Consider the following 21,609-nt stretch of genomic DNA (forward strand, 5'->3'; position numbering starts at 1 on the left):
GTCCTAACCGTAGGTGTCGCGGGGACCGCGGCCGGCCACGTGATACCGGCCCTTCCGCCACGACGGGCCGACCGGGCCCACGATCTTCAGCGAGCTCACCACACCGTCGCCGACCGCGGCGGCGATCTTGGCCAGCAGCTGGGACTGCACCATCCGCAGCTGGGTGGCCCACGCGGTGGACTCCGCCGACACCGTCAACACGCCCTCGTTCAAGGCGGTCGGGTTGGCATGGTCGGCGATCTGGTCGCCGACCACTGTTCGCCACCGGCCGAACACCGAACCCTCGGCAACCCTCGAGGACCAGCCCCGCACCTTCGCCAGGTCCTGGGTCGCCGCACCGAGCGGCTGCGGATCACGGACATCGGGCCCGGGGCCCGACCAGCTCCGTCGGCGACCGGCATTGCCCGCGACCCGGCGCACCGGGGCGCTACGACCGCGGCCGACATCCTTACCTTGGCTGCGGGCCGCGCCTCGAGCCTCTTCCAGGGTCCGCCGCACCAGATCCATGCCGCGCATACGGCTGAGATCCTCCGGCGACACCGCGGGGGTCGGATCGGAGGATTCTGCGCGATCGTTCGTCATGACTGCACCACCGATATCCGTCCCTGGTCGCCTTCGGTCATCCTGATCTCGACGCGGTTGACCGACCAGTCCTGCGGGATGTCCTCACCGACCGCCGCGGTCACCAGAACCTGTTCGGCCTCACCGGCCACCGCTGCCAGGGCCTGCCGCCTCGAGGTGTCCAGTTCGGCAAAGACATCGTCGAGCAACAGCACCGGATCGACACCGTCCGAACGCAGCAATTCATAGGCCCCCAACCTCAGGGCAAGCGCCATCGACCACGATTCACCATGGCTGGCAAAGCCTTTGGCCGGCTGATCACCCAGCCACAGCTCGAGATCGTCGCGATGCGGACCCACCAGACAGACTCCACGATCCAACTCCGCATCGCGGCGCCGGGCCAGCCCGTCCAGCAGCGCCGCCTCGTAGAACTCCACCGATTCCGGACCCGGTGCGGTCTCGATCGCCTCCACGCTGCTGCGGTACTTGATGGCCGCGGGCCTGCTGGACGGCGCCAACAATTGGTAGGCCTTCTGGACCTCCGGGTGCAGCTGCTCGACCAGCGCGATACGCGCGGCGATCAGCGCGGCACCATGCGTGGCGAGGTGCCCGTCCCACACGTCGAGGGTGTCCAAGACACTGCGGTCGCCCCGATAACGTGCTCCGGCAGCAGTTTTCAGCAGCGCGGTGCGCTGGCGCACGACCTTGTCATAGTCGGCACGGATCCCCGCGATGGTCGGCCGGCGGGTGGTGGCCAGCTCATCGAGGTACCGCCTACGCTCTCCGGGATCACCCCGGACCAGCGCCAGGTCCTCCGGGCTGAACAACACCGCGCGCAACACCCCGAGGATTTCGCGGGGCGAACGCACCGGCGACCGGTTCAGCCGGGCCTTGTTGGCCCGGCCACTGGTGATCTCGAGATCGACCGCCAGTTCCCGTCCCTCGTTGACCACGATGCTCGAGACGATCGCGCGCGGCGCACCGGCCCGGATCAGAGGCGCATCGGAGGCCACCCGGTGCGAACCCAGCGTGGCGCAATACCACAGCGCCTCAACGAGATTCGTCTTGCCGAAACCGTTCGATCCGACGAATACCGTGCGGCCGGGCTCGAGCTCGAGCTCGACATTTGCCCAGGACCGGTAGTCGGTCAGTCCCAGGTGACGGACATACATCGGAATTGCGCCTAACCGGACTCACTGATCCGGTGCACAGCATGTCCACCGAACTGGTTACGCAGGGCCGAGACGGCTTTCATGGTGGGGGAGTCCTCTTGCCTCGAGGCGAACCGGGCGAACAACGACGCCGCGATCACCGGCATCGGAACCCGATGACTGATGGCCTCCTCCACGGTCCAGCGGCCTTCCCCGGAATCCTCGGTGTACCCGCTGATCGCGGAGAAACCGGGATCCTCCTTGAGCGCCTTGGCCAGCAGCTGCTGCAGCCACGACCGCACCACGGTGCCGTTCGTCCAGGCCTGGATCACCGCCTGCGGATCGGTGATCAGTTCCTCGGCCGCCAGCAGTTCGTATCCCTCGGCATAGGCGTGCATCAGGCCGTATTCGATGCCGTTGTGCACCATCTTGGCGTAGTGACCCGCGCCCACCGGGCCTGCATGGACGAATCCGTCGGCCACGTCGCCTTCGGGACGCAACGTGTCGAAGATCGGCATGGCTCGAGCCACGTCGGCGTCACTGCCTCCGACCATCAGCCCGTAACCCTCGTGCAGACCCCAGACGCCACCCGACACACCGGCATCGATGAAGTTGATTCCCTTGTCGCCCAACAACTTCGCGTGCGGACCGTCTTCGGTGTAACGGGAGTTGCCACCGTCGATCACCAAGTCACCGGGGCTCAGCACCTCGGCGAGTTCGCCGATGGTCTGGTGCGTCACCGTGCCCGACGGCACCATCACCCAGACGACTCGCGGCGCCTCGAGCGCGCCGGCCAGATCCTCGAGGCTGGCCACGTCACTCACTTCGGGGCGAGGGTCATAGCCCACGACCTCATGGCCCCCGGTGCGCAGGCGCTCGCGCATGTTGAAGCCCATCTTGCCCAGGCCGACTAACCCCAGTTGCATGTGCGCCCTCTCTAGCCCGGGCCGGTCAGCCGGGAAGGCGTACCGGCATCAACAGATAGACGTAATCGGTTTTGGCGGCCGGGAACGGACCCGAACCACCTCCGCTACCACCATCCTCGCTCGTGGGCCGCAACACTGCGGGACGACTCGGCGTGGTGAAACCGAACGTAACGCGGTCGGAATGCAGCGAGCTCAACCCATCGGTCAGGTAGGTCGGGTTGAACGCGATGGTCAACGGGTCGCCGGCGAACTCGACCGGCAGATCTTCCTCGGCCCGGCCCACATCATCGGCGCCGGCCGACAGCCGGAGCACGTCATCGCCGAACTCCATGCGGATCTGGGCACCCCGGTCGGCCACCAGCGCAACGCGCTTGATCGCCTCGGTGAGCTCGGCGACCCCGATGGTGGCCACCGCGGTGTGCTCGCTCGGCAGCAGCTGACGGAACTTCGGGAACTCCGCATCGAGCAGGCGGGTGGTGCTGCGCTTGCCGTTACTGCGGATACCGAGCAGGCCATCCTTGCCGACCGACGCACCGGAGCCCAACGACAGATGCACCTGATTGCCGTCGGTGCCCGCCTTGGCCGCCTCGGCCAGCGTCTTCGCCGGCACCAGCACGGCCGCTTCGATGTCGCTGGCGCTTGTTTCCCAGGTCAGCTCACGCACGGCGAGCCGGAAGCGGTCGGTCGCCGCCAAAACCACTGATTCACCGGAGATCTCGACCCGGATTCCGGTCAGCATGGGCAGGGTGTCGTCACGGCCCGCCGCGACCGCGACCTGGCCGATGGCCTCTGCGAACAGATCCGACGACACCACGCCGGTCTCTTCGGGCAGGGTCGGGAGCGCGGGGTAATCCTCGACAGCCAGAGTCGGCAGCGAGAACCGGGCGCTGCCACAGGTCAGCGCCACTCGAGTGCCCTCGACGCTGAGCTCGACCGGCTTGGCTGGCAACGCCTTGGTGATGTCGGACAGCAGTCGTCCCGACACCAAAACGCTTCCAGGAGAAGCGATTTCGGCACTGACACGAACCTCGGCGGAAACCTCGTAGTCGAAGCCGGAGATGGTCAGGCCGTCGTCGGTGCCGGTCAGCAGGACGCCGGCCAGCACCGGGATGGTGGGCCGGGTCGGCAGATTGCGGGCCACCCAGGCCACCGCGTCCGCGAAGTCCTCACGCACCACGCGGAACTTCAAGTCGGTCAGCCCAGCCGTCGTCGTCGCCACGTGCTATGCGCCCCTTCGATGATCCCCATAACGAGCTCTACCAGCGTCTTCCCAAAACCTCACCATGCAGCCTGACGCTGAATGACAAAGCTGGAAACCGCTGTCGATGAACCACCGTAGAGCTTTCCGCATCAACTTGAAAGCTAATCGATCGGGGTGACATCCCGGCGTCTCGAGCCCGATCGGACGGGAGGTCCGCTCGGTGTCCCCAAGGCCCTTCTTCTAGAAAGAACTCTTAGAAGATATTTGAGTAACAGTATTAGGGGCTGTGAAAACTGGGGATGAACGGGTGTTTGCCCTGCACCGTCGGTGTGTCGCAATGTTAGTCCGCTGTGGAGACCGGTGGATGGATCGGCGCTCGAGTGTGGACAGAACGGTGAGTGTGGATGACTTTGTCATTCATCCCGTGGTTTGCCCGCAGGTTGTGCACAGCCGTATCCACAGCGGTCGGCTGTGACTTGTGAGGCGCAATGAGGCGGAAGTTGTTACAAGATTTTTCGCCGGACGGGCCTGAAGAGACCACGATGTGAGACGCCGGAGGCATAGGGCGGGGGCACGGCGGCACGACTGAGCCCCGATCGAGTGTCGTCTCGAGCGGTCAGGGAGAGATACAGCGGGGGATTCAGCGCTTGGCGCGCTGACGAATCCGGGTGGTTAGTTCCTTCACGTGGTCGAAAACCTCGCGTCGCTCGGCCATCTCGCCACGGATCTTCTTCTCCGCGTACATGACCGTGGTGTGATCGCGCCCGAATGCCTGGCCGATCTTGGGCAGCGACAGGTCGGTGAGCTCGCGGCACAGATACATGGCGATCTGCCGGGACTGAGCCAACGCCCGCGTCTTGCCGGGGCCGCGCAGTTCCTCCACGGTGGTCTCGAAGTACTCGGCGGTGGCCGCCATGATCGCGGCCGTACTGATCTGCATGGTCGTGGCGTCGGCGATCAGATCGCGCAACACGACTTCGGCCAGCGACTTGTCGATCCGGGTCTTGTTCAGCGAGGCGAAGGCGGTGACACGGATCAGCGCACCTTCGAGCTCGCGGATGTTGCGTTCGATGCTGCTGGCGATGAGCTCGAGCACGTCATCGGGCACGTCCAGACGATCCATCTGCGCCTTCTTGCGCAGGATCGCGATGCGGGTCTCGAGCTCGGGCGGCTGAACATCGGTGATCAGGCCCCACTCGAAGCGGGTCCGGAGCCGGTCCTCGAGCGTGGCCAGCTGCTTGGGCGGCCGGTCCGAGGAGATGACGATCTGCTTGTTGGCGTTGTGCAGGGTGTTGAAGGTATGGAAGAACTCTTCCTGGATACCTTCCTTCCCCTCGATGAACTGGATGTCGTCGACGAGCAGGATGTCGATGTCGCGGTAACTGCGCTTGAACGAGGCCTTGCGGTCGTCACGGAGCGAGTTGATGAAGTCGTTGGTGAATTCCTCTGTGGAGACGTACTTCACGCGCATGCCGGGGAAGAGACGTTGCGCATAGTTTCCGGCCGCGTGCAGCAGATGCGTCTTGCCGAGGCCGGATTCACCCCAGATGAACAACGGGTTGTAGGCCCGGGCGGGCGCCTCGGCGATGGCGAGCGTCGCGGCGTGGGCGAAGCGGTTGGACGCACCGATGACGAAGGTGTCGAAGGTGTAGCGCCGGTTCAGATTGACCGCGTTGTCATCGCTGACCGTCGAGTCGCGCTGCGGGCTACTGAAGTAGGTCGGCCAGCTTTCCTCGGCGCTGACCTTGGCGGCCCGGTCGTCGTCGATCTCGTCGGCGTCGGCGGCCGGCTCCGCGGAGGCGCTCTCCGGCGCGACATCACCGGCCGAGTCAGCCGTCTCGGAGGCGGAGTCCGCGGATTCCTCGGAGGGTGTGGCGATGCGCACACCGAGCTCGACGCGTTGGCCCAGTTTGCGGCTGAGCGCATTGATGATGGGCTCGCGGAGATGACGTTCGATCTCGTTCTGGACGAACGTGGTGGGAACGGAGAGCAGAGCAAAGCCCTCGGCGATCACGAGCGGTTCCACCAGCTTGAGCCAGGCTCTTTGCTGAGGGGTCAGCTGGGGTGCGGCTGAATCACCCGCGGGACCGGACTCTGCACCGCGGTCGCCGTTGAGCTCGGCGACGACGCTGTTCCAGACGGCGACGAATGGTGGGTCGGGGTCCGCTGTCAACGACCGTTTCCCCCTTTGAGGTGCATCGAGGTCGACCCGGTGACGACCAAAAAGAACGATGACGAACTGTCCACATATTTATCCACAGCTTGTGGAGAAAGGACAGTCGTCGTCGCTCTGTGTCTGTTGTGAGAGCGTCGGGGCCGGGTTCGTCACGTGCTGTGAAGCTGCACCGCGGAGCGACGTCCTCATTTTATTTTCCGGCGCCGGTCCAGGCTCGGAACGGCATTGCCAGAAGCTAACAGTTTTCTCTCGATGTGCCAACAGTTCTGCAACATCGGAAGCAGTCCAGGTAAGCGGGTCAGCGCAGGTTTGACCGAGGGAAATCTCATCAGTACCCTCGAGCAGTCGCCCGCACGTGGCGGTACGGCTGCGCCCGGGAGGTTCCGGAGAATGCGCCGGTTAGTAAAGCACGACGGACGAGCTTAAACCGAGCTTGCACGGTAACCGCGTTTCGGCGGCACTTCGGTGTCGTCGGGTGCGGGTGCCAAATGGAACAAGGAGAGATTGCCGTGGCCAAGGGCAAGCGGACTTACCAGCCCAACAACCGCCGCCGTGCGCGCGTGCATGGGTTCCGGCTGCGGATGCGCACGCGCGCCGGCCGCGCCATTGTCGCCAACCGTCGTGGCAAGGGCCGTCGCGCACTTACTGCGTGATACGACGCAGGATCTAGCGCGGTGCTTCCGGCTCGATACCGGATGAGGCGGTCCGCGGAGTTCAGTGCCACCGTCAGTCGTGGCGCGCGTGCAGTCCAACCTGATGTTGTCGTACACGCGCTACACGAGGGAACGGACGCTACCGGCCCGCGGGTCGGTCTGATCGTGTCCAAGGCCGTCGGTAACGCCGTGGAACGTCATCGGGTGTCGCGGCGGCTGCGTCATGTCGCCCGCACCGTCATACCGCAACTGGATGCCACCGACCTGGTGGTGATCCGGGCTCGTGCGGGCAGTAGTGAAGCGCCGTCGTCGCGGCTGGAGCAGCAGTTGCAGCGCGCTCTCGAGCGCCTGGAGGCGCGGCGCAGGACGACCCCATGATTCGCAGGGCGGGTGCCGGTGCTGCCCGCGGTGCGATCTTCCTGATTCAGCTCTACCGTCACACCATCTCTCCGCTTCGACTGCCGTCGTGCCGGTTCATCCCGACCTGCAGTCAGTACGCGGTCGACGCCCTCACCGAATACGGCTTGATCCGCGGCGGGTGGCTGACGTTGATCCGACTGCTGAAATGCGGACCGTGGCATCCCGGGGGATGGGACCCCATCCCGGACCGGTGCCCACACGATCACGAGTCCTTCACGTCTGATGAGACCGTGTCTGGCGAGATAGCCGCCGAAAACCTTGTCTGGGACACCCCAGCGAAGCGAGGGGAGAGCAAGTCGCGTGTTTAATTGGTTCAGCCTGGACATCATCTATTACCCGGTGTCGGCGATCATGTGGGTTTGGTACAAGGCGTTCGCCTTCCTGCTCGGCCCCGAGAATTTCTTCGCCTGGGCGCTGTCGGTGATGTTCCTGGTGTTCACCCTGCGCGCGATCCTCTACAAGCCCTTCGTCAAGCAGATCCGCACCACGCGGCAGATGCAGGAACTGCAGCCGCAGATCAAGGCGCTACAGAAGAAGTACGGCAAGGACCGCCAGCGGATGGCGCTGGAGATGCAGAAGCTGCAGCGCGAGCACGGGTTCAACCCGATCCTGGGCTGCCTGCCGATGCTGGCGCAGGTGCCGGTGTTCCTGGGCCTGTACCACGTGCTGATGTCCTTCAACCGGACGCAGACCGGCATCGGCCGGCTGGGGTTGTCGGTGGAGGAGAACCGCAGCCTGGCCAACTACGTCTTCAGCGCGACCGATGTCAGCCACTTCCTCGACGCGAACCTGTTCGGCGCACCGCTCGGCGCGACGATGGTGCAGCAGCACGGGCTCGAGGCATTCACCGAATTCAACCGGCTCTCTGTGGTCCTGGTCGGTGTGCCGATCATGATCCTGGCCGGCATCGCGACGCACTTCAACAGCCGCGCCTCGGTGGCTCGCCAGAGCGTGGAGGCCGCCGCCAACCCGCAGACCGCGATGATGAACAAGCTCGCGCTCTACGTCTTCCCGCTCGGTGTGGTGGTCGGTGGACCGTTCCTGCCGCTGGCCGTGATCATCTACTGGCTGTCCAACAACATCTGGACCTACGGCCAGCAGCACTACGTGTTCGGGATGATCGAGAAGGAAGAAGAGGCAAAGAAGGCCGAGGCGCTGGAACGCCGCTCCGCGAATGCACCCGCCCCTGGCGCCAAGCCCAACAAGGCCCGTAAGACCGACGCTGCGAGCGCGGCGGTTACCGGTGATGTGGCGGGCGCCGAGGCAGACGCGAAGGTGACGCAGAGCGAGGATCAGAGCGACACGGCAGGTGGATCGGCAGGGCCGAGCGTGAGTCGCACGCCCAAGCCCGGTGCACGCCCCAAGAAGCGGAAACGGTGACCAGTTCTCACACTGGCTACAAGTAGGGAGAAGACGGATATGACGGACGCACAGACGACCGAGACCGAGCCCGGCGCAGAGCTGGAGGAGGACACCCAGTCCGCGCCGAAGAGCGAGGACGACCTGGAGGAGCGACTCGTCGCGGAAGGCGAGATCGCCGGCGACTACCTCGAGGAGCTGCTCGACCTGCTGGACTTCGACGGGGATATCGACCTCGATGTCGAGGGGGACCGGGCGGTCGTGAGCATCGACGGCGGCGGCGATCTGAGCAAGCTGGTCGGGCGTAAGGGAGAGGTGCTCGACGCTCTCCAGGAGTTGACCCGGCTGGCCGTGCATCAGAAGACCGGCGAGCGCAGCCGGCTGATGCTGGACATCGCGCGGTGGCGTCGTCGTCGTCGCGATGAGCTCGCCGCGTTGGGTGACAAGGTGGCCCGCCGCGTGCTGGAGTCGGGCGAGCGTGAGGAGCTGGCTCCCATGACGCCGTTCGAGCGGAAGATCGTTCACGACGCGGTGGCTGCGGTGGACGGTGTCCGCAGCGAGAGCGAGGGCGTGGAGCCGTCGCGACGCGTCGTCGTTCTGCTTGGCTGAGGTTTAGTTACAAAGGTGTAGTTCGTTTGCGGCGACGGTGCCGTAGGGAGTGCGGAGGATGTTTCACGTGAAACATGGACCGGTCCCCGCGGCACCGGACGCCGCGGCGGGGGTCTTCGGAGATCGTCTGGAGACTGCCGAACGGTACGCGGCGATTCTGGCCGGTGCCGGTGTCGAGTGGGGTCTGATCGGTCCGCGGGAAGTGGACCGGCTCTGGGATCGACACATTCTCAACAGCTCCGCTCTCGGTGAGCTCCTGGCTCCCGATGAGCGCGTCGGCGATATCGGCAGCGGCGCCGGCCTCCCGGGTGTTCCCGTGGCCCTGGCGCGCCCCGATGTACATGTCACGCTGATCGAGCCGCTGCTGCGTCGCAGCGAGTTCCTGCGCGAAGTGGTCGATGAATTGGGGCTCGATGTGACGGTGGTCCGTGGTCGGGCCGAAGACGCCGAGGTTCGCAAATCGGTGGGCGAGTTGGATGTGGTGACGTCGCGTGCGGTCGCGTCGCTCGACAAGTTGACGCGCTGGAGCATGCCGCTGCTTCGCGTCGACGGAAGGATGCTCGCCCTCAAAGGCGAGCGCGCCGAGGCTGAGATTGAAGAGCATCGGCGTGTGATGGCTTCCCTGGGTGCAGTCGATGCCAGGGTGGTGAAATGTGGCGTGAACTATTTGAACCCGCCCGTAACCGTCGTCGCCGTACGGCGCGAAGCGGTGAGACCGGGCAACCGGTCAACGGGCAGAGCCTCCGGGTCGCGGGGGAGATCGGGCAGGAGATGAGGATGGGTTCTGATCGGCAGGCAGCCGTTGGTGCGGCTGCTACGCCCGCCGTTTCACGTGAAACGGTTTCACGTGAAACATGGAACAACAAGGGCGGCACCCCGTGGTCCACGGACGCCAGCATGGACACCCCGATAGCGGCGGAGGCGGAGCAGGCGACGCGCGTGCTCCACACATCGCACGGCCAGCTTCCGCGGCCGTCACGTCAGCGCGTGTTCACGATCGCGAATCAGAAGGGCGGCGTCGGCAAGACGACCACGGCGGTGAACGTCGCCGCGGCCCTCGCACTGCAGGGGTTGCGGACCTTGGTGATCGACCTCGATCCGCAGGGCAATGCCAGCACGGCTCTCGGCATCGAGCACCGTCCCGGGACCCCGTCCTCGTACGAGGTCCTCATCGGAGAGATCCCGGTGGAGGAAGCTCTCCAGCAGAGCCCGCACAGCGACCGGTTGTTCTGCATTCCCGCGACGATCGATCTGGCCGGCGCCGAGATCGAACTGGTCAGCATGGTGGCGCGCGAAGGACGGCTGCGGGCCGCGCTTGCGGCCTTGGCCAACCACAACTTCGACTACGTGTTCATCGACTGCCCGCCGTCCCTCGGGTTGTTGACCATCAACGCTCTGGTGGCCGCGCCCGAGGTGCTGATCCCGATCCAGTGCGAGTACTACGCGCTCGAAGGTGTGGGGCAGCTGCTGCGCAACATCGAGATGGTGAAGGCGCATCTGAACCCGGAGCTGTCGGTGTCCACCGTGATACTGACGATGTATGACGGGCGGACCAAACTGGCGGATCAGGTCGCCGACGACGTGCGAGAGCACTTCGGCGACAAGGTGTTGCGCACGGTCATCCCGCGAAGCGTGAAGGTATCGGAAGCGCCCGGATATGGGATGACGATCCTCGATTACGATCCGGGTTCCCGTGGCGCGTTGAGCTATCTCGACGCGAGCCGGGAGATCGCAGAGCGTGGGGCACCGCCCCGCGGGCAGTAGACGCTAGTAACCGACAGCCAGCAGACAGACAGCGGACGGCAGCAATGAGCAGGAGACGACCATGAATCAGCCGGTACGGAAGCGGAGTGGCCTCGGCAGGGGACTGGCAGCCCTCATTCCGACCGGTCCTGCTGAGGACGGCACCGACGCCCTGAGCCCCAGGATCGGCGCCACCGCAGCTGACGTTCTGCTCGGTGGCCCGCCGTCCACGCCGGGGGATTCGGGGACACCGCCGACTGCCACGCCGTCCGCCGGACCCGATGGTGCTGACCCGGTCCTCAGCAGTGATGTCGGAGCGACCTACCGCGAGATCGACCCGAGCCTGATTCAGCCGAACCCGCGTCAGCCCCGCCAGGTGTTCGACGAAGAGGCGCTGAACGAGCTGGTGCATTCCATCCGTGAGTTCGGATTGATGCAGCCGATCGTGGTCCGCGCAGTCGAGGAGAACGGCCAGTCCCACTACCAGCTGGTGATGGGGGAACGACGCTGGCGCGCCGCCCAGCAGGCCGGCCTGGAGACAATCCCGGCGATCGTCCGCGAGACCGGTGACGACAACATGCTGCGCGACGCGCTGCTGGAGAACATCCACCGGGTCCAGCTCAACCCGCTGGAGGAGGCCGCCGCCTACCAACAGCTACTCGACGAGTTCGAAGTCACCCACGATGAACTTGCCGCCCGGATCGGTCGGTCGCGGCCGCTCATCTCCAACATGATCCGTCTGCTGCGTCTGCCGATCCCCGTGCAGCGTCGAGTCGCGGCCGGGGTGCTCTCCGCGGGCCACGCGCGAGCACTGCTTGCCCTGGAGGGGGGAGCGGAGAAGCAGGAGGAGCTCGCCGCCCGGATCGTGGCCGAAGGGATGTCGGTGCGGGCCACCGAGGAAGCCGTGACGCTGGCCAACCGCGACGGAAACACCGCACCACCGGCTCCCCGGCGCAAGCCGATTCAGATGCCGGGACTGCAGGACGTTGCTGAGCGGCTCTCGTCAGCCTTCGATACCCGCGTCACGGTCAGTCTCGGCAAACGGAAAGGCAAGATTGTGGTGGAGTTCGGGTCCGTGGACGACCTTCAGCGCATTGTCGACATTATGAGCGCCGAAGAGCACTGAGAGCCCACGACCAACGACACCAGGTTGTTCCGTCACTGTGACACATCAGTGATCAGCACATGCAGTCGCGAGCGCCACATAGCGCAAAGCGTCTGTGCGGCATAGCATTTCACTTCGGAGGCGGAACTCGATGAGATTTGCAGGGCGCAGTGAGCCGGCTCCGGCGGACTCTCCTATCCTTGAGGGGCAGCCACGCACACAGTGTGAAAGCCAGGGACCTCAGTGACAGCACGAATCACGCCGCTTCGGCTCGAGGGCTTCGAGCAGCTGCCCAAGCATGCGCGGCGCTGCGTGTTCTGGGAAGTCGATCCGTCCACGGTCGGAGACGACCACCTGACGGACCCCGAATTCGAAAAAGAAGCCTGGCTCTCCATGGTCATGCTCGAGTGGGGATCGTGTGGTCAGCTCGCGGTCACGGTCCGTCCGGATGCAATCCCGGATCTCGGTCCCGACATCGAGGATGCGGGCGAGGTCGCGTTGGATGACCCCTGCCTCGGCTTCGCGTTCTATGCGCCCCCGGGCGCGGTGCCCCGGGCACGGCTCTTTCCCACCGCCCCGGTGAGTGCGGATGCGATCCTGTTGACGGCGGTCGGCGTCGAATGCGCCGACGACACCGAACGGTTGTCGCAGAGTCTGCTCGCTGCCGTGGTGAACGATCTGGTGCGTCGAGGAGTTCGTGCACTGGAAGCCTTCGGTTACACCTCGGCGCTCACGGAGCTTGTGGACGCTGGAAAGCTGCCCGCGGAGCTGGCCCCCGTCGTTGAGGTGCTGGGGGACTGCGCCGTCGACCAGTGCATGCTCGGATCAGACTTTCTCGAGGACGTCGGCTTCACCGTGGTGGCGCCGCATCCGTACTTCCCGCGGCTGCGCCTGGAACTCGACAAGGGACTCGGCTGGAAGGCCGAAGTGGAAGCCGCGCTCGAACGCCTGCTGGAGAGTGCCCGGATCGAGCTGCCGATCGGTGCCGGGATGTCCGCCGCCGGGGTTGGGGCCAAATCCGTTGCGCCTCAGTAGAAATTGACGTGGATCCGAGCACGCCTATGCGGCTGCCTACCGTCAGGATCGGCGATCGATGCCGAAAGCCGATGCGGGACAACATATCTAGCTGTTGATGGGCGCGGATGGCGGAATTTCTCACCAGCCGGCGTCCGACAACGCGACCTCATCAGCGATCCGTGAGAGCACCTCGGCGAGGATGCGCGGTCGGGAGAGGAACGGCGAGTGTCCGCCCGGCAGCTCGAGGACCTCGGCGCCGAGCCTCTCGAGTGAGACACGCCGCGACCAGTCCGGCCGCACCATCTGATCGCCGGCGCAAATGATGGACGTCGCGGTCACAGCGGGAAACTGTTCCAGCGGGAATCGTTCACGGTAGGGTGTCCACGCTTGACGCCGAAGCCGCGAAACCGACGCCTCGGCAACGCGATCGGGGCAGTCCAGGTAAAAGGCGCGTCGCGCGAGACCGGGATCGGTCCAGGATCGGCACCCCTCGGAATCCAAGCCGCTCAGCCCCGACAGGTAGGTGTCGTTCACCATGTCACCGCCTTGGATCTGCTCGGTGAGGCTGTGCCCGGGTCTCGGAATCAACGCGCACAGGTAAACCAGCCGACGAACAGGGATGTGGTGGGTCACCAATGGAATCGTGCTGCCGCCAAGGGAATGACCAACCAGAATGACATCGTCGCCGCCGATTGCCCCGAGGGCCGTGGTGACGATCTCGGCATAGGTTTCGAGGGTGGCGGACGGTTGATCGGCCGGCAGATCCGGTGCGACGACTCGATGGCCGTGCTGGGTCAGTTCAGGAGTGAGAAGTTCCCAGCACCATGCTCCGTGCCAGGCCCCGTGCACGAGAGCGAAAGTCGCCACGAATTGAGAGTAGAACCACCGGGGCCGAATTGGCGCTCACGCGCTCAAGCTGAACTGGCGCTCACGCGCTCAAGCTGAACTGGCGCTCACGCGCCGCGGCTGGCCTGTTCGACCGAAAGTTCATGCGCCAACAACTCCGCGAACGTGAATGTCCCCGTCGGCCGGTCGTTCTTGCCCAGCAGGTACAGACGTTTGACGGCGGCCAGGATGCCCTCGGCGATCGCGTCACGGGTATGGGTGGACAGCAGCAGGCCCCGATCATGGGGATTGGTGATGTAGCCGATGTCGACCTGAACGGTGGGCATCCGGGTCAGCCGCAGCAGATCCCAGGTCCGGCCGTGGGACCGGCAGTCGCGTAATCCGGTGCGGGCCACCACTTCCCGCTGGATGAAGTCGGCAAGGTTGCGGCCGATGGTCGACACCGAACCGTGCGAATTCCCGAAGTGGAACGAAGCCACCCCGTTGGCGGAGGGGGAGCGCTGGCTCTCACACCGCAGGCTGATCATCAGATCGGCGCCGACCCGGTTGGCGGTGGCGGCACGTTCGGGATCGAGCGGGCTCCGATTGGCCGGCCTCGAGATGAACGTCTCCATGCCGATCGCCGTCATCCGGCCTTCCAGCCGACTTGCCAAGTCCCACAGGATGTCTGCTTCGCTGATCGGGCCGTCGGGCCCGTGCATGATCATGCCGTGGTCTGCTCCGCCGCGGCCCGGATCGATGATGACGTGCTTACCTGACAGCTGCGGGCCGGAGCGGCGTACCAGCTCCTCTTCCCGGATCGCGTGCGGTGACCCACCGGTCACCCGCGAACCCAGGAAGTACAACGAGCGCAACGTTTCCGGTCCACAGATACCGTCGGGGTACAGCCCGTACTCACGCTGGTACGAGGACAGCGCATTGTGGGTCTGCAGGCCGAAATGCCCGTCGACCATGCCGGTATAGAAACCGAGGTCCTGCAGGCGGGCCTGCAGGGTGGCCACGTCGTCGCCGTACATGGGCGCACCGAACTGATGGGTCAGCGTGCGTGCACCGAGCCGGTAGGAGGCCTCGCGCAGGGCGCGATACGTGGCCTCCCCGACGATTCCGTCCACCAGCAGGCCACGATGCTGCTGAAATGCCCGGACGGCGCTGTCGAGTTCGTCGTCGAACGCGTCGAGCGCAACATGCCTACCGGTGCTCAGGTCGGCGTCAGGGTTGTCCATCAGACCTAACGCGGCCAACGCTGCCCGGATCTCGGTGACTGCTCCGCCACGGTCACCGCGACGCAGACTCGACATTCGGCCCCTCCATGCTGGTTTCCGGCCGTCTGCCGGACTAGCTGCTCAGCATTGTCTCAGATTTCGGCCACATACCGGAAAACGCCAGGCGTATCCGGGGTGTGCGTGATGTCAGAGTGCGTCGGCGAGTTCCCGCAGCAGCGCGGCCTTGCCCTTGGCGCCGACGATGCGCTTGACCGGTGCGCCGTCCTTGAAAAGGATCAGCGTCGGGATCGACACCACCTGGAAATCGCGGGCGGTGGCCGGGTTGGCGTCGACGTCGATCTTGGCGACACGCAACTCGCCCGCCTTCTCGCCTGCGATCTCCTCGAGCACCGGGGCCACCATCTTGCACGGCCCGCACCAGGTGGCCCAGAAATCCACCAGCACCGGTGTGCTGCTGGTCAGGACGTCGTCGGAGAACGAATCGTCTGTAACCGTTACTGTCGCGCTGTCCGCACTCATGGAGCTCTCCTGTCAGGTCGAAATATATTGGGGGTCAGTCGTTCTCGGCGAGCCAACGCTCGGTGTCGATGGCCGCGGAACAGCCGCTGCCCGCAGCGGTGATGGCCTGGCGGTAGGTGTGGTCGACAAGGTCGCCAGCGGCGAACACACCGTCGAGCGTGGTGGCGGTGGTACGGCCGACGACCTCCACGTAGCCCTCGTCGTCGAGATCGATCTGGCCGCGCACCAGTTCCGAGCGGGGGTCGTGGCCGATCGCCACGAACACACCGGTGACGTCGAGCTTGGACTCTTCGCCGGTGACCGTGTCACGCAGCCGCACGCCGGTCACCTTCGGATCGCCCTCGATCTGGGTGATCTCGGTGTTGGTCAGGAAGGTGATCTTCTCGTTGGCGCGGGCCCGCTCCAGCATGATCTTGGAGGCGCGGAACTCGTCGCGGCGGTGGATCAGGGTGACCGAGCGGGCGAACCGGGTGAGGAACGTCGCTTCCTCCATCGCCGAGTCGCCACCGCCGACCACGATGATGTCCTCATCGCGGAAGAAGAAGCCGTCGCAGGTGGCGCAGGTGCTCACACCCATACCGGTCAATGCTTCCTCGCCGGGCACGCCCAGATGGCGCGCAGCGGCACCCATCGCCAGGATCACCGACCGGGCCTGGTGGGTCTCGTCGCCGACGGTGACCGATTTCACCGGGCCGGTGAGGTCGACGGCGTCGACGTCCTCCATGCGCAGATCCGCACCGAAGCGCAGGGCCTGCTCCCGCATCTCGTCCATCAATTCGGGGCCGGTGATGCCTTCGCGGAATCCCGGGTAGTTCTCCACTTCGGTGGTGGTCATCAACGCGCCGCCGAACTGCGTGCCCTCGAACACCAGCGGCTTGAGCTGGGCGCGGGCTGCGTAGATGGCCGCGGTGTATCCGGCGGGGCCGGAACCGATGATGATGACGTCGTGAACCGTCGCTGAGGTGGACATGTAGGCCTTTCTGCCGTACTCGGCACGGGTTGCAACGTCAGCCTAGGCCGGATGTGTTCCCAGGTGAGTTCGTAGGACACACTACGGACGTTTCACCGGGCGTTTCACCACGGTCTGGGCCAGCGTCCCGGCGTGTTCAGCGTCGCAGTTCGCCGGGAGCACCAGGGCGACCACGGAGTCGGTGGTGTCGGGTGGTCTGGGCGGCACCAGGACCAGCACGCCGGGCTGACCGGCCACCTCCAGGGGCCGTGCACCGAGGACCGTTACGCCGGACGGATAGCCCAGCGCGGTCAGGCAGGCGGTCCGGCGCTGCGGGTCGGTCAACGGCCCCAGGTCGGCCGGTGTCGACAGCAGGCCCAGGATCTGGGATTCGGACAAACCGATCTGGCTGCGCGGCGGTGACACGGTGATCTTGCCCAGGCTGGTCATGGCCGAGGGTGCCTGACGGGCCGGGTGTGTCAGTACGGCTCCGCCCACCACGGCGGCCAGCACGGCCGCACCCGCACCGGTGACGGCGGCGATCAGCTTCCAGCGTCGCGCAGACGGCTTCGGCGGGGCCGGTTCGGTCCGCAGCGCCTCGGACAGCCGGGCACTGACCTCGGCAGGCACCGGGGCAGCGGATTCGGAATCCGCACCGAGCTCGCGTAGGTCGCGGCGCACCCGATCGAGGGCGGCCAGGGTGCTCCTGGCCTCGGGGCCGGCCAGCGGGTCGCTGCGCACGCGCCTGCGGACGTCCGCGGCGGTGGCGTCGTCGAGCAGCCCGGCCTGCAGATCAGCCAGCAGCTCAGCAGGAATCGGGCCGTCCGACGGCACTCGGGGCGTGCTGCCGTTCATCGGCTTCAAAATACTGGAGCAGACGGGCCAGCTTGTGTCTGGCGCGGGCGCACCGGCTCTTCACGGTGCCCTCCGCCACGCCGAGCAGCAGCGCCGTCTCGGCCACCGAGTAGCCCTGCATGTCGACCGCGACCACCGCTGCACGCTGCTCGACCGGCAGCTGCATGAGGGCCCGCTCCACCACGATCGCGGTGGCCACCCGGGGAGCCGGGTCGCCCGCGGGGTCGCGGAGGTGAACCAGGTGGCCGAGTTCGTACTGGGAGGCGGTGGGGTGGTTGCGTGATCGGCGCACGCGGTCCAGGCAGGCGTTGACCACGATCCGGTACAGCCAGCTGCTCACCGCCGAGTCGTGGCGGAACGAAGCGGCGGTGCGATGTGCCGACAACAGCGCGTCCTGCACGGCGTCGTCAGCGTCCTCGTGGTGACGGCTGGTCAGGAAGGCCAAGCGGCGCAACTGGCGGTGGTGCCGGTGGACCAATTCCTCGAACGCGTAGCGGTCCCCGGCGACATGGGCGGCCAGCAGTTCGGCGTCCGAGCGCACGGCCGCGTCGTGCTCCCGCGGCTGCTCTGTGCCCGGCTTGCCGGTCCCCCCGAACCTTCCCACACGCTGAACTTAAACGCTGTCCGGTGCTGCCCTGGACACTTGTTTGCCTGGCTGGATATAACGCCAGGTCAACGCCCTATCCGGACTGGGGATGACGGTTCAGGAGGCCGCTTTGACGGTGACTTCGGAGATGTCGGTGCGGCTCTTGCCGTCCACCGTGCCCAGCGTCGAGATCCACACCAGAACGTAGGAGGTCGATGACGCCTTGTTCACCGAGATGGTGTTGGAGCCGGGCTTCAGCGGTGTCGCCGGGCTCAGTTCGGTGGTGTCCGACAGTGACGACGGTGTGGCGGACTGGGCCGAGCGGATCTGCACCGAGGTGCCGGTGCTCGTCACGTTGAGGGTGACCGAACCGACGACGGTCGGCTGCGGCAACTGCAGCATCAGCCCGACTCCGTTCTTGAACCCGGGGAACGGGGCGGGATCGGAATACGTGTCGGTGGACCACGCCGTGCTGGTGTTGCCGTCGATGGCCTGCCCGGCCGTAGCCGGTGAATCGGCCTCGCCTTCGGGCGAGAACACGGTGGCCCGAACGGGTTTCACCGTGCTGCCGGTGGCCGCCGATGAGTTGTCCTGGTTGTCCTCGCTGTTCGACGACGGTGCGTTCAGGCCGAGCTCGTCCCGGTTGAGGCCCCCGCCGACGTCGCCGAAGATGCTGTTGAGGACGGACGCCATCACGATCAGGGCCACCAGGATGATGCCGGCGGCCACGCTGATCCCGATGATCAGGCCCTTGCGGCGGCGGGCCTCGGCGGCTTCGTGTTCCTCGGGCGTCTCATGAGCCCGGACCGGAGCGGCGACCGGAGCGGGGGTCTCCTCGACCGACCCCAACAGCTCGGTCCGATCGGCGATCGCGGTGGCCTGCTGCAGCAGGTTCAAAAGGGTTGGAGCACTGCGGATCCCACCACCGGGCTGGACGGCACGAGCGGCAGCCGCGGAGATCTGGAACGGGATGTCGCGGTCGATGGCGCGCGGTTCGACCGGCTGTCCGGCCTGGTCCAGTGCGGCGGGTTCCAGGCTGCTGCGGGCCCCGGACTCGGGCAGCGGCCAGCGGTTGACCAGCAGCGCGTAGAGCGCGGCCCCGATGCCACGGATGTCGTCGTCGGGGGTGGCGTCGGGCATGGTGGCCGGGAAGGCCAGCGCCACATCGCCTTCGATGCTGACACGCACCCGGCTCGGGTGATCGATCGACAGGGCGACCCCGGCGCGGTGGGCGGCCTCGGCGGCAGCGGCCAGCGACTGGATGGCCCGCGCCCCACCGATCGGGGACGGCGAGGTGTCGGCCACCTCGGCCAGCGAACCACCGCGAATCCACTCAGAGACGATCAGGCCGCCTGATCCGCTGTGGGCCACGTCGAGCACCCGGGCGATACCGGGAACGTCGATGCGGCTGAGTTTGAGTGTGCGCGAAAGGATTTCCTGCACTTGAGCATCGGACATGGTGGCGTCCGGGTCGACGAAGGTCAGCGCGACCTGGCGGTCCAGCGCGGTGTCCAGCGCCTGCCAGAACTGCAGGTGCGGGGGTCCGCCGTGGAACACGAGAAGCCGGTAACGGCCCTCGGCGATCGTCGCGCCGGGAATGAGGTGCACATCGTCGTCCGCCGATTCCAGCGCGGCGTCATGCGGCGGGGCGAACGAGATCGGCTCACGGGTCGGGTCGCCGCCGTAGTCGGTCATCGGGCGCGTCGTCCCGTTCGACCGGGCCGCAGAGGTGTCACCGGATCCGGTGCCTTCTGCCGACGCAGTGGCTGCTGCCGGCACGTCCGCTGGCACGTCCGGTTGGAACTCGTCGGCGGCCGGACGCGGCAACTTCGTCGTATCGGTGGTCATCCCAGAACTCGACGCGGAGTTCGGTGCCGGGCCGTCCGCAGATTCGTCGGTCACCGGTGATCCTTTCCACATCCCCGCCCCGGCAACACCTGCCGGAGTCCCGCCGCCGGCGGCTGCCGGGCTTGACGGCCACCCACTGGGAGAAGAATTCCTCTGATCAGGGTACGTGACGGGCGCTGCAGCATGAGGCCCGACGGGCGGCGCAATTGTTTGCACGGCTACCTGTCCCACCGGTGGCGGCGCTGCGACACGCCCTCGCCCGAGTCGGCGGCGGACCATGTTCAGCGCTGCATGGGCCTCCGGCACCTTGGCCGCGAGCATCACGCCGGCGATGATCGGGACCATGATCACGCCGAGTGCGATCAGGCGCAGCAGCGAACCCGCGGCGCCGGCATGCTCGGTCAGCGAGTCCAGCCCCAGCAGCCGATCCGCGGCGTGGGCCACCAGGCTTGCCACCAATGACGCCGCGATGGTCACCAGGATGGTGCGGATCACGGCGTCGCGCAGGAGCCGTCCGCCCCGCGGTTGCAGGTTGGCCTTCAGCAGTAAATAGCCGACCACGGCCCCCGCGACGAAGCCGAGGCCGTTGGCCAGGCCGAGGTACCCGGCCACCATGCTGGGGTTGTCGGTCAGGTGGGGCGCGGCGATCGAGGCGGCGATCTTGACGATCGTGATCACCACGATGATGACGATCGGCGTCCAGGGCCGCTCCCGCGCGTAGAACACCCGCAGCTGCAACAGGACCAGTGCGTAGGGGATCAGCGTGAAGGCCGACAGCGTGATCGCCATGCCGAGGTATCCGGCGTCGCTGGCGCTGAAGTTGCCGTAGGCGAACAGCGCGCTGCCGATGGCAGGCCCGCCGACGGTCATCATCGCCACGATCGGGATCAGCGTCACCATGGTCAGCCGGGTCGCCAGGGACAGATCGTCCAGGACGGCGGGGACATCGTCGGCCGCCGCGTTGCGGCTCAGCCTCGGCATCACCACCGTCAGCACCGTCACGCCGATCATGCCGAACGGCAGCATCAGCACCAGCCACGTGTAGTTGTAGATGGCCGGGCCGGTGTCGGCGGCGGTGCTGGCGATCTGATTGCCGACGATCAGGCCGATCTGGCTGATCAGCACGTAGAGCACCATGGCCGCGGCCATGGTGCCGAACTTCTTGAGCCGGGCGTCGATGCCCCACAGCGGCCGCAGGCTGATCCGCTCGGCGCGGATCGCCGCGAACAGCACGGCAGCCTGGGCGACCACGCCCAGGGTGGTGCCGATCCCCAGCACCAGCAACTTGGCCGTGCCCATCTGGGGCGGATCGATCGACAATTCACCGGGCACCAGGACGAAGACGCCCAGGGTCACGATCGCCACCACGTTGTTGACCACGGGAGCCCACGCCGGGGGACCGAAGACGTTGCGGGTGTTCAGGATTGCCATGAAAACCGACGACAGGCCGTAGAACAGCACCTGCGGCAAGAGCAGGTAGGCGAACGCGGTGGTCAGCGGATTGTTGACCTTCGGATCGCTGCCCAGCATCAGCCGCACCAGCAGGGGCGCGCACAGCACCGAGAGCACGGTGGTGACCAGCAGTAGCGTGGTGGCCAGGGTGACCAGGCGCCGGACGAACGCGGTGCCGCCGTCGGCGTCGTCGCGCTCGGCGCGGGCCAGAACCGGCACGAAGATCGCGGTGAAGGTGGCTTCCAGTACCAGCGCGGCCACCATGTTGGGCAGCTGGTTGGCCACCGAGAACGAGCTGGTCAGCGCTCCGCCGAGGAGAGCCATCAGCAGCACGAACCGGAGGAACCCGGTGATGCGGGAGATCAGCGTGGCGAAGGCCATGCCCCACGACCGGGACACCACCGCGGCGT

General features: G+C 66.3%; 21 protein-coding genes. 9 read left to right on the forward strand and 12 right to left on the reverse strand.

Translation table 11 applies throughout. The features are described 5' to 3' along the window. Positions 1–3 precede the first annotated feature (3 nt). The 5 genes from ACNQVK_RS37110 to dnaA all read right to left on the reverse strand — a co-directional run bounded on the left by ACNQVK_RS37110 (position 4) and on the right by dnaA (position 6,012). Positions 4–582, reverse strand: coding sequence for a DUF721 family protein (locus ACNQVK_RS37110; RefSeq protein ID WP_418033876.1), 579 nt, complete (start codon positions 580–582; stop codon positions 4–6). After that, positions 579–1,733 carry a DNA replication/repair protein RecF gene (gene recF / locus ACNQVK_RS37115; protein ID WP_418033878.1) on the reverse strand — a complete coding sequence of 385 codons (1,155 nt, stop codon included), beginning with the start codon at positions 1,731–1,733 and terminating at the stop codon, positions 579–581. The genes ACNQVK_RS37110 and recF overlap by 4 nt, the downstream gene beginning before the upstream one ends. An 11-nt stretch (positions 1,734–1,744) precedes the next feature. Beyond that, complete coding sequence (gene gnd / locus ACNQVK_RS37120; protein WP_418033880.1) at positions 1,745–2,638, reverse strand: phosphogluconate dehydrogenase (NAD(+)-dependent, decarboxylating); 894 nt, start codon at positions 2,636–2,638, stop codon at positions 1,745–1,747. 25 nt (positions 2,639–2,663) lie between these two features. Further along, positions 2,664–3,857, reverse strand: coding sequence for a DNA polymerase III subunit beta (dnaN, locus tag ACNQVK_RS37125; RefSeq protein WP_044514324.1), 1,194 nt, complete (start codon positions 3,855–3,857; stop codon positions 2,664–2,666). A 622-nt stretch (positions 3,858–4,479) separates the two neighbouring features. Next, the gene (gene dnaA, locus ACNQVK_RS37130) at positions 4,480–6,012 is read right to left on the reverse strand and encodes a chromosomal replication initiator protein DnaA (protein WP_418033882.1); all 1,533 of its coding nucleotides are present in this window, start codon (positions 6,010–6,012) and stop codon (positions 4,480–4,482) included. A 512-nt stretch (positions 6,013–6,524) separates the two neighbouring features. Between dnaA and rpmH the strand changes: the two genes are divergently transcribed. From rpmH to ACNQVK_RS37175, 9 genes are all read left to right on the forward strand, one after another. After that, a complete protein-coding gene (rpmH, locus tag ACNQVK_RS37135) occupies positions 6,525–6,668 on the forward strand; it encodes a 50S ribosomal protein L34 (RefSeq protein WP_055119217.1) in 144 nt (47 codons plus the stop codon). A gap of 21 nt (positions 6,669–6,689) precedes the next feature. Then, a complete protein-coding gene (gene rnpA / locus ACNQVK_RS37140) occupies positions 6,690–7,046 on the forward strand; it encodes a ribonuclease P protein component (RefSeq protein WP_273733986.1) in 357 nt (118 codons plus the stop codon). Continuing rightward, entirely contained in the window at positions 7,043–7,396 is a 354-nt protein-coding gene (yidD, locus tag ACNQVK_RS37145; RefSeq protein ID WP_418033884.1) for a membrane protein insertion efficiency factor YidD, read from the forward strand. The genes rnpA and yidD overlap by 4 nt, the downstream gene beginning before the upstream one ends. 43 nt (positions 7,397–7,439) lie before the next feature. Next, complete coding sequence (gene yidC / locus ACNQVK_RS37150; protein ID WP_418034582.1) at positions 7,440–8,468, forward strand: membrane protein insertase YidC; 1,029 nt, start codon at positions 7,440–7,442, stop codon at positions 8,466–8,468. A 39-nt stretch (positions 8,469–8,507) separates the two neighbouring features. Then, positions 8,508–9,056, forward strand: a complete 549-nt coding sequence (locus tag ACNQVK_RS37155) for a protein jag (RefSeq protein WP_418033886.1) — start codon at positions 8,508–8,510, stop codon at positions 9,054–9,056. A gap of 58 nt (positions 9,057–9,114) precedes the next feature. Further along, entirely contained in the window at positions 9,115–9,831 is a 717-nt protein-coding gene (gene rsmG / locus ACNQVK_RS37160; RefSeq protein WP_418033888.1) for a 16S rRNA (guanine(527)-N(7))-methyltransferase RsmG, read from the forward strand. Between the two features lie 2 nt (positions 9,832–9,833). Continuing rightward, positions 9,834–10,820, forward strand: coding sequence for a ParA family protein (locus ACNQVK_RS37165; protein ID WP_418033890.1), 987 nt, complete (start codon positions 9,834–9,836; stop codon positions 10,818–10,820). 61 nt (positions 10,821–10,881) lie between these two features. Beyond that, complete coding sequence (locus ACNQVK_RS37170) at positions 10,882–11,925, forward strand: ParB/RepB/Spo0J family partition protein (protein ID WP_418033892.1); 1,044 nt, start codon at positions 10,882–10,884, stop codon at positions 11,923–11,925. A gap of 222 nt (positions 11,926–12,147) precedes the next feature. Then, a complete protein-coding gene (locus tag ACNQVK_RS37175) occupies positions 12,148–12,939 on the forward strand; it encodes an acetyltransferase (protein ID WP_418033894.1) in 792 nt (263 codons plus the stop codon). 120 nt (positions 12,940–13,059) lie between these two features. Here ACNQVK_RS37175 and ACNQVK_RS37180 read toward each other — a convergent pair whose 3' ends face one another. The 7 genes from ACNQVK_RS37180 to murJ form a co-directional block, all read right to left on the reverse strand. Further along, entirely contained in the window at positions 13,060–13,788 is a 729-nt protein-coding gene (locus ACNQVK_RS37180; RefSeq protein ID WP_418033896.1) for an alpha/beta fold hydrolase, read from the reverse strand. Between the two features lie 86 nt (positions 13,789–13,874). Continuing rightward, positions 13,875–15,065: an N-acetylmuramoyl-L-alanine amidase gene (locus ACNQVK_RS37185; RefSeq protein WP_044514299.1), complete on the reverse strand. Its 1,191-nt coding sequence runs from the start codon at positions 15,063–15,065 to the stop codon at positions 13,875–13,877. Between the two features lie 111 nt (positions 15,066–15,176). After that, positions 15,177–15,509, reverse strand: coding sequence for a thioredoxin (gene trxA, locus ACNQVK_RS37190; RefSeq protein WP_003883337.1), 333 nt, complete (start codon positions 15,507–15,509; stop codon positions 15,177–15,179). Between the two features lie 34 nt (positions 15,510–15,543). Further along, on the reverse strand, positions 15,544–16,479 hold the full coding sequence (gene trxB, locus ACNQVK_RS37195) for a thioredoxin-disulfide reductase (RefSeq protein WP_044514295.1): 936 nt from the start codon (positions 16,477–16,479) through the stop codon (positions 15,544–15,546). Positions 16,480–16,560: 81 nt separating this feature from the next. Continuing rightward, positions 16,561–17,313, reverse strand: a complete 753-nt coding sequence (locus tag ACNQVK_RS37200; protein ID WP_418033898.1) for a hypothetical protein — start codon at positions 17,311–17,313, stop codon at positions 16,561–16,563. Beyond that, positions 17,264–17,917, reverse strand: coding sequence for an RNA polymerase sigma factor SigM (gene sigM / locus ACNQVK_RS37205; protein WP_418033900.1), 654 nt, complete (start codon positions 17,915–17,917; stop codon positions 17,264–17,266). Before sigM ends, ACNQVK_RS37200 begins: the two co-directional genes overlap by 50 nt. A gap of 99 nt (positions 17,918–18,016) precedes the next feature. After that, positions 18,017–21,580, reverse strand: coding sequence for a murein biosynthesis integral membrane protein MurJ (gene murJ / locus ACNQVK_RS37210; RefSeq protein ID WP_418034584.1), 3,564 nt, complete (start codon positions 21,578–21,580; stop codon positions 18,017–18,019). Positions 21,581–21,609 lie beyond the last annotated feature (29 nt).

The organism is Mycobacterium sp. 134, from assembly GCF_048282715.1.
Lineage (GTDB): Bacteria > Actinomycetota > Actinomycetes > Mycobacteriales > Mycobacteriaceae > Mycobacterium > Mycobacterium septicum.